Genomic DNA, 14,201 nt, shown 5'->3' with positions numbered 1-14,201 from the left:
GCTCGCTTCCGTGAGCAATCTGCGGAGCGGGTCTATCTTATCGTTGCTTCCATATGATAAAAAGACACCTTGGCCGGACCGCTTTCCACGACGATAATGGGCCGACAAATAACCCCACACATTCAGCGATGCGTATGAACGGATCGCTTTGGAGATTGAAATGGCAGAGGCAACTTGTGATATTGGATTGATTGGTCTGGCTGTTATGGGTCAGAACCTTGTACTCAACATGAACGACCACGGATACAAGGTCGCAGTGTTCAATCGGACGGTTTCTAAAGTCGATGACTTCATCAACAATGAGGCCAAGGGGACCGAGGTAGTTGGAGCGCACTCTGTAGAAGAGATGTGCAAACTGCTGAAGACGCCGCGCCGGGTGATGATGATGGTGAAGGCGGGCGAAGTCGTCGACCAGACAATTGAACACGTGCTCCCTTACCTGGAGAAGGGCGACATCATCATTGACGGCGGCAACTCGTTGTTCACCGACTCGAACCGGCGCACGAAGGACCTTGCCGCCAAGGGCATCTTGTTTATCGGTACTGGCGTAAGTGGCGGCGAAGAGGGTGCGCGGTTCGGCCCGTCGATCATGCCCGGCGGCAATAAGGAAGCATGGCCCCATGTGAAGGAGATCTTTCAGGCCATCGCAGCGAAGGTGGAAGACGGCACTCCCTGCTGCGACTGGGTGGGCGAGGACGGTGCAGGCCACTACGTAAAGATGGTGCATAACGGCATCGAGTATGGCGATATGCAGTTGATCTGCGAGGCCTACCAGTTGCTGAAGGACGGGCTTGGCCTGACCGCCGATGAGTTTGCCGAGGTCTTCAATGATTGGAACAAGGGCGAGTTGGACAGCTTCCTGATCGAGATTTCGGCTGAGATCTTTGCCAAAAAGGACGAAGACGGCAAGCCGATGGTCGACAAGATTCTGGATACGGCGGGGCAGAAGGGGACGGGTAAGTGGACGGCCATCTCTGCGCTCGACCTGGGCATGCCGGTGACACTGATCGGCGAGAGCGTGTTTGCACGCTGCCTGTCGGCTTTGAAGGATGAGCGCGTTGCCGCTTCGAAGGTGCTGACGGGACCGGCGAAGGCAAAGACAATCGCGGAGAAGACTCAGTTCATCGAAGATGTTAGGCGTGCGCTTTACTGCTCGAAGATGATCAGCTACGCCCAGGGCTACATGCTGCTGCGTGCTGCTGAAAAAGAGATGAACTGGAACCTGAATATGGGCGGTATCGCGCTGATGTGGCGCGGCGGTTGCATCATCCGCAGCGCCTTCCTCGGCGATATCAAAGCGGCGTTCGACAAGAATCCGAAGCTGCAGAATCTGCTGATGGATGATTTCTTCTCGGACGCGCTGAACAAGTATGGCGCTTCGTGGCGGAAGGCTGTCATTCACGCGATCGAGATTGGCGTGCCCATGCCTGCGTTCTCGACCGCGTTGGCCTTCTATGACGGCTATAGGACCGAGCGACTGCCGGCGAACCTGCTCCAGGCACAGCGTGACTTCTTCGGCGCGCATACCTACGAGCGCGTCGACAAGCCGCGAGGGGAGTTCTTCCACACCAACTGGACCGGACGCGGCGGACGGGTTGCTTCTTCTACCTACAACGCCTAGTTGGTTGTTTGATGGGGAAGGCCGGAAGCGATACTGCTTCCGGCCTTTATCTTTTTGGTTCGCGAGTAGAAGATGTCCAGCAGGAATCTGCCAGAGGGTTTTGGATATCTAACCAGTAGGACCGGAGGTATCTCGATGGAACTCAATGAGACGAGCGAGGTGGTTGCACAGGGTAGCGCTGAGGAGCGAGCCGAGGAACAGAAGTTGATTCGGCGGATGCAGATGATGATGAACATGGTAATGCAGGTCATCGCACAGGATGGATCGCTGACCATAGACGAGGCGGCACAGATGATCGGCGATAGCAGGAAGGCCGCGCTGGCGATGTTTCCAGGGAAGGAACTGGCGTATGACCTGATCTGGAAGCCGCGGTTTCAGCGGCTGATGCGGGAACGGTTCCGCATTATGTAAATTTTACTGATTGAGTGCTTGAGAATATGCGGATACGGTTGGCTGTGCGGAAGGATGTGGTGGCAGTAATTGAATTGTTGCGGCGCGTAGTGCCATCGATGCGGGCGGCGGGAAATCTGCAGTGGGATGAAAATTATCCCACTGAGGCTGTGTTTGAGCATGATGTTGAGCAGAGACAGCTTTGGGTAGCAGAGATCGATGGCTCCCTTGCGGGGATGATAGCGGTAACGACCGGCCAGGAACCGGAGTATGGGCACGCCGGCTGGGATGTCGAAGAGGCCGGAGTCATGGTGCATCGGCTGGCGGTCGATCCGAAGTTTCGTGGAGCAGGGGTGGCGGCAGCCCTGATGCAGAAAGCAGAAGAAGTCGCGGCGGAGCGTGGCATCCCGGCGGTGCGCACCGACACAAGTAGGGAGAATACAGCGGCGCAGCGGCTCTTTTCCAAACTGGGATACGTGCAGGTGGGGGAGATTGGGCTATCGTTTCGTCCCGGCCTGCGCGTCCTTTGCTATGAAAAGCGGCTGCCGTAAGCGCACCGTGTAAATGGTTACATTACAATTGGCGCGACCACCGAGGAGCTTTTATCGGTGTCCTCAGCTCTGCTGCTCTTCGCGGCTTTGCGGGTCGGGATGGAAATCTTTGCAAAATCGAAAGGAAGACAGGATGAAAGTGTTGCGTCTGGTTTGGATTTCTTCGTTGCTGATGTTTGTGCTGATGGCCCCCGCCGTCGGGCACGCTCTGGAAAACGGGTTGGCGCGAACCCCGCCAATGGGGTGGAATAGCTGGAACAAGTATGCGTGCAAAGGCATCAATGAAGGCGTCGTTCGTGAGACCGCAGACGCGATGGCCAGCAATGGGATGAAGGATGCTGGATATCAATATGTGATCATCGACGACTGCTGGCAGACGGGTCGCGATGCCGAGGGCAACATCATCGTGGACAAGGACAAGTTTCCCGGCGGCATCAAGGCGCTGGCCGACTATATCCACTCGAAGGGCCTCAAGTTCGGGATCTATACCGATGCGGGCACGATGACCTGCGCAAAGCGGCCGGGGAGCATCGGGCATGAGTATCAGGACGCACGGCAGTACGCGGCATGGGGCGTGGATTATCTGAAAGAAGATTGGTGCAATACCCTGCCGGGCCAGAGCAGCGAGTCCTCCTATACGCTGATGCGCGATGCACTGAAGGCTTCGGGAAGGCCGATCCTGTTCAGCATCTGCGAATGGGGATCTACGAAACCGTGGCTCTGGGCCGGGCCGGTTGGAAATATGTGGCGCGCTACGGGAGACATTCAGGATTGCTGGGACTGTAAGAAGACCTGGGGCGGCAACGGCGTGGTCCAGATTCTGGATTTGATGAATGGGATCGAGAGCTATGCCGGGCCGGGACACTGGAATGATCCGGACATGCTGGAGGTAGGCAATAGCGGGCTGACGACTACAGAAGGCCGAGCGCACTTCAGCATGTGGGCCCTGTTTTCTGCTCCGCTGCTGGCGGGCAACGACATTGAACATATGTCGGCGGACACGAAGGAGACTCTGCTGAATAAAGAGGTCATCGCCATCGATCAGGACGGGCTGGGGCAGCAGGGGCGCAGGGTGAAGAAGGACGGCGATCTGGAGATCTGGTCGAAGCAGTTGGCGGATGGCGGCCGTGCCGTGGCGCTCCTGAATCGCGGAACGACGGCGGCGAAGATCTCAGTGGCGTGGACTGATATTGGGTATCCGAATACGCTGAGCGCCTCGGTCAGGGATCTTTGGGCAAAGAAGGACGTCGGAAGGAAGACTGACGGTTATTCGGCTGAGGTTCCCAGCCATGGAGTGGTCATGGTAAAAGTGATGCCGTAAGGCATCACGCTGGTGAGCACCGCTGCTTCTGATGCCGGCCATGATGGCCGGCATCAGCGTTTTGAGGGGATTAGAATCTTAGGTCGGTTGTCTCCTCACTGCGCAGAACGAGACTATTGTGCAGGTTGCGATTCGAGCCAGTGGTGAAGACTCGGCTCCTGGGTGGCACGAAACTGGATGCAGGCATTGATGCTGTCGATGGACTTGGCCAGGGTTCGTGCCGAGGCGTCGACCGAGTGGGTGCTGAAAAAGCTGCTGACCTGATCACGACCCTCAGCGGTGCAGAAGGAGCCCGTGGCGGCGACGACACGAACGCCGGAGTTGGTGGTGAACTGCGCATGGACTTTGTCCCAGTGCTGCTGAATATAGGTCCACGCCTGGTCGCGGGTAGCGCGCTGCTCGAGAAGGATGGAAAAGATTCGCCAACTATCCTGATTGCGAACCTGACCGGACGAGGCGTAATCGAGCGTGCGGGTCACGAGGGCCGGGTCGAGGAAGCGGGCGAGGGTCTGAAGGGCGTGGGATTGGAGGCTAGGGTCGCTGGGGTCCTTACTGGCGGTAAGCACCTTATCGTAGAGCGCAGCATCCCCATTGCTGGCGGCAATAACGATAGCAGCGTCGGTTAGAGCCGGGTCGAGGTTCTTCTTTTTGTCGAAGCTACGGTCGGCGATTTGGCGCGACTGGGCGATGATGGCTGGGTCGTCGGCGGCTCCGAGCAGCTCAAAGAGCACGGCGCGAAGTTGGCTACGGTCGAAAGAGTCGTTCTTCGACGGATTGCCTAAAGCGGCATAGATGGGACCGAACTCGCGACGAAGGGCGGCGTTGAGCTGAGTAAGATCTTTGCCGGTGGCGATCTTCGCTTTGATGGTGTAGACCTTGGCGAGAGCGGTTTCAAGGACGGCGGAGTTGGGGTCCTGCTTGAGGGCGAGGACGAGGTCAAGATAATCGGCGATGGAAGAGCGGCCTGAAGGAACGAGCGCCCAGCGGTCGCCGATGAAGTTGATACGCTCAGGCGGGGTGAGGGCGGTTTCGGCTTTGGCTTCGATGGCCTTATACTGCTCCGGCGTGTAGGCGGTACGGAAGTAACCCTTGGCAGCGGCATTGGCGTAGAAGAAGGGCTGCGGAGTCTCTGTGGAAATGGGGAGAGTGGTTTCGCCGGGGGTAAGGAGTTGGCAGATGGGTTTGTCGCTGGTCTTGACGCAGACTGGAAGCGTCCAGTGCTGGCTGGTGTAGCTGGCGGAGTTGGGAGAGAGAAAGAAGCGGCTCTGGACTACAGGCGCGCCGGGACCGGAGGTATTGGAGAAGGTGAGCAGAGGGACGCCGGGCTGCTCCACGAAGCTGGACATGATCTTGTCCACAGGCTGGTGGCTGGCAGCGGTCTGGGCGTTCCAGAAGTCTTCTGCCGTGGCATTGGCGTAGAGGTGGGCGGCGAGATAGTTGTGGACGCCCTGGCGGAAGGTCTCCTCCCCAACGTAGTTCTCCACCATGTTAAGGACTGCCCCTGCCTTGCCGTAAGCGATGCCGTCGAACATCTCATTGATCTGTGCCGGAGTATCGGCAGTAGCGCGAATGGTGCGGGTGGTGGCCAGCGAGTCGTAGTTGAGGGTGGCGTCCAGCTCGTGCGCCTGGTCCTGCAGAATGTTCCATTCGGGATGCCATTGGGCGAGGGGTTTGTGCTCCATCCAGGTGGCGAAACCCTCGTTGAGCCAGATGTTGTTCCACCACTGCATCGTGACCATGTCACCGAACCACTGGTGCGCCATCTCGTGAGCGACTACGGCAGCTACGTTCTTCTTTTCGGGGATGCTGGCGGTCTTGCTGTCGATGAGGAGGTCGGTTTCGCGGTAGGTGATGCAGCCGAAGTTCTCCATGGCACCAGCCTCGAAATCAGGGAGTGCGACCATATCGAGCTTGGGCATAGGGTACTTAATGCCGAAGTAGGTATCGTAATAGTGCAGGATGTACTCGGCGGATTTGACGGCGTACTGAGTAAGCTTCACTTTGTCCGGCGTAGCGCAGGCCCGGATGGGAACGCCGTCGCTGCTGCCTTTGCTGCATTGAAAGTCGCCTACGAGGAAAGCCACGAGATAGGTCGACATGCGCGGCGTGGTGGCGAACTTGATGGTGTGCCGTTTGTCCGGCGCGGGAGTGTCGGAGACGATGTTGGTGTTGGAGATGACGGTATCGCCACGGTCAACGGTAAGGGCGATGTCAAAGGTAGCCTTGAGGGCAGGCTCATCGAAGCTGGGGAAGGCACGACGGGCGTCGGTAGGCTCGAACTGGGTCACGGCGTAGTTGCGCTTCGCTGTCTTCGAGAGATAGAAGCCACGCAGCTTGTCGTTGAGAATTCCGGTGTAGCGGATGTCGAGGGTGACCTTGCCCGCAGGAAGGGCCTGCGGGAAGGTGAAGGTGGCCTGCTCTTTGTCGGGATCGAGGGAGACCTGCGCGGTCTGTGTGCCTGCCGTGACGGAGAGGAACTTAATCTCGGCGGCGTTGAGCGTTATGGTGGTGCTGGGGGCGTCGAGGGTGAGGTCGATGGTCTCGGTACCCGCAAAGGTGGCGGCCTTGAGGTCGGGCGTGAGAGCAAGGGTGTAGTGCTCAGGATGAACTCCGGACGGAAGCCGCTGGGCTGAAGCCACGAGGGGAGCGATGCAGGATGCGATGACGAGGAGGGCCGAGGAGAGGAGGGTCTTTGTGGTCAGCATGTGTTCTATCTAAACGGTACATGCTGGGAGTGGTTGAGACAAACACTGAGCCATCGCACGAGCATCTCAATATCCATGTTCCGCGACCGCAAACATGCGGGAGAGTTGCTGGCCAAGTTGCTGGCCGGTTATCGAGGGAGCACCGATGCAGTCATTCTGGCTCTGCCGCGTGGGGGTGTTCCGGTAGCTGCGGTCATTGCGCGGACACTTGCATTGCCGCTCGATGTATTCCTGGTACACAAGATTGGCGCTCCCAGCGAGCCCGAACTTGCCGTCGGCGCTGTAGCTGCAGATGGCCTTATCGTGCTCGACGAAAAGGCGATTGCAATGATGCATATCTCACAAACTGCGCTGGATGCGATCATCGCACGCGAACGGGAGGAATTCGTTCGGCGGGAGAGGCTTTATCGCGGCGACCAGCCACCGCTTGCGCTGGAAGGGCAGATAGTCATTCTCGTCGATGATGGACTTGCCACGGGATACACCATGCTGGCGGCGGTGCGCTCCGTTCGCCGGCAGCGCCCAGCGCGGGTGGTCGTTGCTGTCCCTGTTGCGCTGCGGGAGACTCTGGATTGGGTGGGTGCGGAGGCGGATGAGGCGGTTTGTGTCTACACTCCGTCACGGCTTGAAGCGGTGGGACAGTTTTATGAGGACTTCGGTCAGGTCAGCGATTACCAGGTGAAGGAGCAGTTGGAGCAGAGCCGGAGGGCGTGACGAAGTGGAACATTGCCGGCTTAGGCTGAGAGCCTCCCAGAGATCTGTGCGCCGCCGGGTATGAAGCCAGAACGGAGCTTCAAAAATCAGTGTTTGATGGAGGCGGCGCGTTCGGAGTAGTTGGAGATGTCGGCTGCACGCGCTTCGGCGTATGCGGCGGCCCCAAGGAGAGCGCAGGTGTCGTCGAGAATGATGCGGACCGGGATGGACTGGAGCAGGGGTGAGAGGCGGCCTTTATCGAGAAAGGCCTGGATGAAGTCACCGTTCTGGAGGGTCTGAATGATCTTCGGGGCGATACCTCCTCCGAGGTAGATGCCGCCCATTGCCAGCAGCTTAAGGGCGATATTGCCCGCTTCGGCTCCGTAGATCGCGCTGAAGGTTCGCATGGTCTCGAAGCAGATAGAGCTCGATCCATCCTGGGCACACTGGCCGATGACTGCGTTAGGGTCTTCGGCACCGAGGCGGTCGCGAAGCCACTGCGGCTCCTGAAGCCTTTCCACGTCGCGCAGGTAAGCGTAGATGTTTGTAACACCGGGGCCGGAGAGCACCCGCTCATAGCTGACGTGGCCTTTGAGGGTGCGGAGAAGATACTGGAGGAGAGCGACTTCGCGGTCAGTGCGGGGAGCGAAGTCGCAGTGGCCGCCCTCCGAGGCGATAGGACGATGGTGCTTGCCGTCCCATATAAGGAGAGCTTCGCCGAGACCGGTGCCCGCAGAGATGAGGCCGCGATGGCCGACGGCGGCGGTATTGGCTGCGTGAAGGGTGTAAATCTTATCGGGACTCAGCTCGAGGATGCCGTAGCCGTTGGCTTCGAGGTCGTTGATCAGAAAGATGTGTTCAATTCCGAGGGACTTCTCGAGTTCGTAAACATCGAGCACCCATGGGAGGTTGGTGAGCTTGAGGCGGCCTCCGCGCACAGGCCCGGGGCAGCCGAAGCAGGCAGCAGCAATCTGGCCGCGAGTATCTCGATCTGTGCCGAGAAACTGCTCGACGACGGAGTCGAGCGTGGCGAACTGGTGGGCAGGGAACTTCTGGTCACGAATCGGGTGGAGTTTGCCGTCGTTGAAATCGTACAGCGCGAGGTGAACCTTGGTGCCGCCTACGTCGCCAGCTAGGATCATTTATTTGAGCTCCAACGTACCTGTAGTCCCTGAATCTTCGGGTACGGGAAGCTTAGACGCCGCCGCGGAGTCAAGCAAGAGGGTAAGGTGTCCGCTGGCTGGACGGATGATCTGTGAGGGGTAAGTCTCAGGCTGATAGGGGCCGAGGAGAACGTCGTGGAGGACCTGCGCCTTGGCAGCGCCTTCGATGAGGAAGGCCACTTCCCTTCCCTGGTTGATGACCGGCCAGGTGAGGGTGATGCGCCAAGTGTCCTTTTCCGGTACGTGGTTGGCGGTGACGATGTCGGTGAGGTCGTTGAGCGCCTCGGTATGCGGGAAGAGCGAGGCAGTGTGGCCATCGTCACCCATACCGAGGAGGATGAGATCAAAGGTGGGTGTCTCGGCTCCTTCGAGCCGGAAGGAGTTGCGAATGGTGGACTCGTAACGGGCGGCCGCGACAGCGGGGTCGAGCTCACCTTCCATGCGGTGGATGCGCTCGGGGGCGAGGGGTACCTTCGAGAGCAGTACCTCGTTGGTCATGCGGTAGTTGGAGTCCGCATCGGTGGGAGGGACGCAACGCTCGTCGACCCAGTAGAGATCGAGCTTGTCCCAAGGAACCTGCTTGAGGAATGGCTGGGCGGGGTCGGCCAGAAGGGCAAACATCGCCTTGGGTGTGGTGCCCCCGGAGATGGCGATGCGGGCGCGGCCTCTGGTTTCGGCTGCTGTTTTCGCGGCATCGGCAAAGAGTTGCGCAGCAGCCTGAGCCACGGCAGCAGGCGCGGGGGAAATACGGTAAGTGACGGTGACGGGACGGGGCATTTTAGCTTCTAGCTCCTGGCTTTAGCTCCTAGCTTTTAGCTAATGGGCTAAAAGCTAGGAGCTAGAAGCTGAGATTACAGTTTAGAGTTTTCGCCACTTGCGACCCTCGACTTCGAGGAGGGCGTCGGCAGCGGTAGGACCCCAGGTTCCGGCGGCATAGTTGGGGAAGTCCTTGACCGGCTTCTCCGCCCAGGCCTTGAGGATGGGGGTAATGAGTGCCCACGTAGCTTCCACTCCATCGCGATGAGCGAAGAGCGTGCCGTCGCCAAGCATGGCATCGAGCAGGAGCCGCTCATAGCCGTTAGCGGAGGACTTGCCGAACGATTCGGCATAGTTAAAGTCCATATTGACCGGACTGATATTCATTCCCTGTCCGGGAACCTTCGCGCCAAAACGAAGGGTGATACCCTCGTCAGGCTGAATGCGCATGGAGATGATATTCGGCTGCACATCGGCTTTGCTACCGTCCTTACCCTTGAAGAGGAGAAGCGGTGGCTTCTTGAACTGGATGGTAATCTCGGTGACGCGCTTGGCGAGTCGCTTGCCTGCGCGGATGTAGAACGGTACACCGGCCCAGCGCCAGTTTTCAATCTCGAGACGCAGAGCAGCGTAGGTCTCTGTCTGCGAGCGTGGGTGGACGCGGTCTTCCTGGCGGTAGCCAATAACAGGCTTGCCATCGACCGTGCCGGGACCGTACTGGCCGCGAACGGTGTCTGCCGGGTGAATCGGCTGAATGGCGCGCCAGACCTTGACCTTCTCAGCACGAACCGCGGACGCCTCAAAAGAGACAGGTGGCTCCATGGTAACGAAGCTGAGTAGTTCCATAACGTGGTTCTGGACAACGTCGCGAAGTGCACCGGCAGTCTCGTAAAAAGGCCCGCGACCTTCGATGCCGATGGACTCGGCAGCGGTGATTTCGACGTGATCGATGTAGTTGCGGTTCCAGACGTTCTCGAAGATGCCATTGGCGAAGCGGAAGACCAGGATGTTCTGGACCGTCTCTTTACCGAGGTAGTGATCGATACGAAAGATCTGGTCTTCGTCGAAGACCTTGTTGACTTCGTCATTGAGCGCCTTGGCCGAGTCAAGATCGTGGCCGAAGGGCTTCTCGATGATGGTGCGCACCCAGTTCTTTTTGCCGTCCGACGAAGGACCGACACAGGGCTTCGACATGCCATGCTGGCCGAGGAAGTTAATGATGTCGGAGAAGTACTCAGGCGCGGTTGCAAGGTAGAAGAGCCGGTTGCCGCAAGTGCCGAACTGCTTGTCGATTTCGGCAAGCAGCTTGTTGAGAGCGTCATAGCCCGAGGCATCGTCGAAGTTCATGGCATGGTACTGGATCTTATCGACGAAGGGATCGAGTTTAGGGTCAGACTCCTCGACGCCGCCGCCGGCGACGATACCTTCCTTCATGTCGGCGGCGAAGCTGTCCTCGAGCGGACGGCGGGCGACGCCGACGACGGCGAAGTCCTTGGGCAGGAGGTTGGCTTGTTCGAGGTGATAGAGCGCGGGCAGGAGCTTGCGCTTGGTCAGGTCACCGGAGGCGCCGAAGATGACGACGACGCAGGGGTCAGGTGTCCTCTCGGGCTGCGGGCTGACAGGCGTAACCGCAGGGGTGATGTGTGGTTCGGTGGTGGTTGGCATTTCAATTACCTCTCGTGCTTGGTTAGAGCTTGGTGGTGGCTCGGGCTTTTTCGAAGCTCAGATCTCTTCTGAAGTCTTAGCTCTTTTTAACATCGTGGCCGCCAAAGGCGCCGCGCATGATGGAGATCATTCGGTCAGTGAAGTTGTTCTCTTCGCGCGAACGGAGGCGGCGAATGAGCGATTCAGTGATCACCGGCGCAGAGATGTTGAGGTCGATGGCTTCGGTGACGGTCCAGCGGCCTTCGCCGGAGTCGGGCACCCAGGCTTCGAGGCCGTCGAGCGTCGGGTTCTTATCAAGCGCACCGGCGGTAAGGTCGAGCAGCCATGAACGAACGACCGAACCCTTCTGCCAGATGTGCGCGATCTGAGTGAGATCAAGATGAAGAGGCTCCTTCGCCTGCATAATGGAGAAGCCTTCGGCAAATGCCTGCATCATGCCGTACTCGATGCCGTTGTGAACCATCTTGACGAAGTGGCCTGCGCCGGAAGGGCCGACGTGTCCCCAACCTTCGGTGGGCGACGGAGCGAGCGCCTGGAAGATGGGAGTGAGGCGTTCCACAGGCTCCTGGTCGCCGCCGATCATCAGGCTATAGCCCTCTTTGAGTCCCCAGACGCCGCCGGAGGTGCCGCAGTCGACGAAGTGGAAGCCCTTGGCTTTGACCTCATCGTGACGGCGCTGCGTGTTCTTGTAGTTGGAGTTGCCGCCGTCGATGATGGTGTCACCCTGCTCCATCAGAGGCTCGAGCTGCGCGATGGTCTCGTCCACCGGATCGCCCGCGGGAACCATGATCCAGATGGCGCGAGGAGCGGGCAGACTCTTGACCAGCTCTTCAATCGAATTGACGCCGAGCGCTCCGGTAGTGGTGAGCTTGGCGGTGGCTTCCTTGTTGAAGTCAAAGCCGACAACCTTGTGACCGGCGAGGCGGAGACGCTCCGCCATGTTGAAGCCCATTTTGCCGAGTCCGATAATTCCTAGTTCCATGAGTAGTTCCTTTCGTTGCTAAACGGCGATGCCGCGGTGAGTAAGTGAAGCGCGAAGTTGCGCGGGTGATTCAAAGTGAACGGCGTTCATGCCAAAGGCGCGAGCTGCCTCGCAATTCTCTAGCTTGTCGTCGATGAAAAGAGCTGTCTCGGCGGGGAGACCGGAGATGTCGATGGCCGCACGGTAGATGTCTGGCAGTGGCTTCATCTCGTGAACGTAGCCGGAGCAGATGAAGTAGCTGAAATACTGGCGGAGCTGGAAGGTGTCGAGACGATAAGCGTTCAGTTCCTTCGACTCGTTATTGATGGTGGCGAGACGATATTGGCCGGAGCTCTTGAGCGTAGCGAGGATCTCGAAGCTCTCCTGATGGAGGACTTTGCTTTCGCTGCAGACGAGAGGCCAGAGTTGCTCGAAGGTCAGGTTAAGATCGGGGTTGGTTTCGATGACCGTCCGCTGGAAGAAGTCCTGGGCTGTCATAAGGCCGCGCTCCCAGTAGTAGTTGACTTCATCGTGAACCGCTTCATAGGCATCGAGGTTGACGCCAAGAGCGGTGAGGACGCGAGTTCGCTGCTTCCTGTCCCAGCCATTCGTGAGCAGAACTCCCCCAATGTCCCAGAAGATCGTCTCTATGGGAGTGAGGCTCACTTGCCCTCCGGAAAGTCCGCGCCGAGAGTGGTGGATTGCCAGGTGTCAAGCTCACTCTTCCACTGATCGAGTTTGCCCCTCATGCGCTGGAGAGCGAGCGCCCCGAGGACGAGATGCAGGGGTGGTTGCGGAGACTCAACCGCTTGGATGATGGCCTGGACGGCGCGGAGGGGATCGCCCTTCTGCTTGCCTGCCTGTTCGTGGAAGTATTGACGGGTCTTGCCTGCCGTGGCGTCGTAGTCAGCAATACGCTCTTTGGCTTCGACACCGGAGCGGCCAAGAAAATCGGTGCGGAAAGGGCCGGGCTCGACGATGGTGACGTGGACGCCGAGAGGAGCGAGTTCGCCGGCAAGCGCCTCGGAGAAGCCTTCAACGGCAAACTTGCTGGCGTTGTAATAGCCCCAGCCAGGGGAGCCGATAAGACCTCCAATAGAGGAAAGATTCACGATGTTTCCGCTGCGCTGATTGCGAAAGTGCGGAAGGAACGCCCGAGTGACGCGCATCAGGCCAAAGACGTTGGTCTCGAAGACGGGCATGAACTCATCTTCGGTAGCCTCTTCGATTCCTCCCGCGAGACCATACCCTGCGTTGTTGACGAGAACATCGACGGGGCTGAAGCCGGTGAGGGCCTGGGCGACGATGGAAAGAATTTGCGCCGGATCGGTGACGTCAAGCGCAAACGCTCTGGCTCTGCCGGGATACTTCTCTTCGAGATCCGCAATTTTATCGAGCTTGCGAGCGGTGGCGATTACCTTGCCGCCGGCTTTGAGTACCTCTTCAGCGAGGATGCGGCCGAAGCCGGTAGAGGCTCCGGTGATGAACCACGTGCGGGATGTAGTGACGTTTGCCATGTATTTCAGATGCTTTTGCGGCAGCTTTCGGCTCGACACGCCGCGAAGTTACGTCGAGCCAACGTGAAATTCAGCCGGATTATGAAGCGAGCGTAGTTCCTGCGGCGTCGGGCATGTAGGTCTTTTCGATTGCCTTAACTTTGTTGAGGCGACGAACGAAGCGGGGTTCGGAAGCGATGAAGTTTGCTTTGAGATAAGCATCGACGCACTCGTAAGCGAGGGCAGAGCCGATGATGCGCGCGCCAAGGACGAGGACATTCATCTCGTCGTGCTCTACACCCTGATGAGCGGAATAGGTGTCGTGACACATGCCTGCGCGAACGCCAGGCATCTTGTTGGCCGCAACGCAGACACCAACGCCTGAGCCGCAGATAAGGATGCCGCGCTCCACCGTGCCAGCGATCAGGGCTTTGCCGACAAGGAGTGCGAAATCGGGATAATCCGAGGGCTCGGTGTTGTAGGCGCCGAGGTCTTCAACCTCGTGGCCAAGTTTGCGAACGTAATCGCGGACTTCTTCTTTCAGAGGAAAGCCGGCGTGGTCGGAGGCAATGGCGATTTTCATGGGTTGGAACTACCTCTGGTTTTCGTGATGGGTGGTGAAGAAGGTCGGCCACAGAACTGGCAAAAACAAAAAAACTGCGTTCGAGTAAAAACAGCGGGCGGGAAGCGCTTTTAATCCTGCTCCAGTTCCCAGTCATCTTCAGGAGGCACACTGTCTTCGTAGGTCGGCTGCAAAGAGGTAAAGCGCTCCTCTTTAGGTGACTCTTCCTTTCGACGCACCATTTCGCGTTCGCTGTTGACCATAACCTTCTCCGAAGATGCTCCGACTTGCTTATGTGGCGAAGGCGGAGCCTGATG

The 14,201-nt window shown here is 58.6% G+C and carries 14 protein-coding genes; 5 read left to right on the top strand and 9 right to left on the bottom strand.

Translation table 11 applies throughout. The annotated features are described in order from the left end of the window. Positions 1-160: 160 nt before the first annotated feature. The 4 genes from gnd (P4G45_RS01870) (at position 161) to P4G45_RS01855 (ending at position 3,883) form a co-directional block, all read left to right on the top strand. Entirely contained in the window at positions 161-1,621 is a 1,461-nt protein-coding gene (gene gnd / locus P4G45_RS01870) for a decarboxylating NADP(+)-dependent phosphogluconate dehydrogenase (protein WP_348268003.1), read from the top strand. Between the two features lie 135 nt (positions 1,622-1,756). After that, a complete protein-coding gene (locus tag P4G45_RS01865) occupies positions 1,757-2,032 on the top strand; it encodes a hypothetical protein (protein WP_348268002.1) in 276 nt (91 codons plus the stop codon). 59 nt (positions 2,033-2,091) lie between these two features. Then, the gene (locus P4G45_RS01860) at positions 2,092-2,562 is read left to right on the top strand and encodes a GNAT family N-acetyltransferase (RefSeq protein WP_348268001.1); all 471 of its coding nucleotides are present in this window, start codon (positions 2,092-2,094) and stop codon (positions 2,560-2,562) included. Positions 2,563-2,695: 133 nt separating this feature from the next. Then, complete coding sequence (locus P4G45_RS01855; RefSeq protein WP_348268000.1) at positions 2,696-3,883, top strand: alpha-galactosidase; 1,188 nt, start codon at positions 2,696-2,698, stop codon at positions 3,881-3,883. A gap of 113 nt (positions 3,884-3,996) precedes the next feature. Here the strand turns inward: P4G45_RS01855 and P4G45_RS01850 are convergent, their stop codons facing one another. After that, positions 3,997-6,588: a M1 family metallopeptidase gene (locus tag P4G45_RS01850; RefSeq protein WP_348267999.1), complete on the bottom strand. Its 2,592-nt coding sequence runs from the start codon at positions 6,586-6,588 to the stop codon at positions 3,997-3,999. Positions 6,589-6,663: 75 nt separating this feature from the next. On the opposite strand from P4G45_RS01850, the gene P4G45_RS01845 reads away from it, so the two are divergent. Next, entirely contained in the window at positions 6,664-7,302 is a 639-nt protein-coding gene (locus P4G45_RS01845) for a phosphoribosyltransferase family protein (protein WP_348267998.1), read from the top strand. Positions 7,303-7,388: 86 nt separating this feature from the next. On the opposite strand, the gene glk is transcribed toward P4G45_RS01845, so the two are convergent. The 8 genes from glk to P4G45_RS01805 all read right to left on the bottom strand — a co-directional run bounded on the left by glk (position 7,389) and on the right by P4G45_RS01805 (position 14,147). Then, positions 7,389-8,423, bottom strand: coding sequence for a glucokinase (glk, locus tag P4G45_RS01840; protein WP_348267997.1), 1,035 nt, complete (start codon positions 8,421-8,423; stop codon positions 7,389-7,391). Next, positions 8,424-9,221, bottom strand: coding sequence for a 6-phosphogluconolactonase (pgl, locus tag P4G45_RS01835; protein ID WP_348267996.1), 798 nt, complete (start codon positions 9,219-9,221; stop codon positions 8,424-8,426). A gap of 81 nt (positions 9,222-9,302) precedes the next feature. Beyond that, a complete protein-coding gene (gene zwf / locus P4G45_RS01830) occupies positions 9,303-10,865 on the bottom strand; it encodes a glucose-6-phosphate dehydrogenase (RefSeq protein WP_348267995.1) in 1,563 nt (520 codons plus the stop codon). Between the two features lie 76 nt (positions 10,866-10,941). Beyond that, entirely contained in the window at positions 10,942-11,847 is a 906-nt protein-coding gene (gene gnd / locus P4G45_RS01825; protein WP_348267994.1) for a phosphogluconate dehydrogenase (NAD(+)-dependent, decarboxylating), read from the bottom strand. Between the two features lie 18 nt (positions 11,848-11,865). Further along, a complete protein-coding gene (locus P4G45_RS01820) occupies positions 11,866-12,492 on the bottom strand; it encodes an HAD family phosphatase (RefSeq protein ID WP_348267993.1) in 627 nt (208 codons plus the stop codon). After that, complete coding sequence (locus tag P4G45_RS01815) at positions 12,489-13,343, bottom strand: oxidoreductase (RefSeq protein ID WP_348267992.1); 855 nt, start codon at positions 13,341-13,343, stop codon at positions 12,489-12,491. Before P4G45_RS01815 ends, P4G45_RS01820 begins: the two co-directional genes overlap by 4 nt. Positions 13,344-13,422: 79 nt before the next feature. Beyond that, positions 13,423-13,905, bottom strand: coding sequence for a ribose 5-phosphate isomerase B (gene rpiB / locus P4G45_RS01810; protein WP_348267991.1), 483 nt, complete (start codon positions 13,903-13,905; stop codon positions 13,423-13,425). 110 nt (positions 13,906-14,015) lie between these two features. Then, positions 14,016-14,147 (bottom strand): hypothetical protein, encoded by a 132-nt coding sequence (locus tag P4G45_RS01805; protein WP_348267990.1) that lies wholly within the window; start codon positions 14,145-14,147, stop codon positions 14,016-14,018. Between the last annotated feature and the right edge of the window lie 54 nt (positions 14,148-14,201).

This window comes from Edaphobacter paludis (assembly GCF_039993895.1).
Taxonomy (GTDB): Bacteria; Acidobacteriota; Terriglobia; order Terriglobales; family Acidobacteriaceae; genus Edaphobacter; species Edaphobacter paludis.
This window is presented reverse-complemented; position numbering and strand designations above follow the sequence as displayed.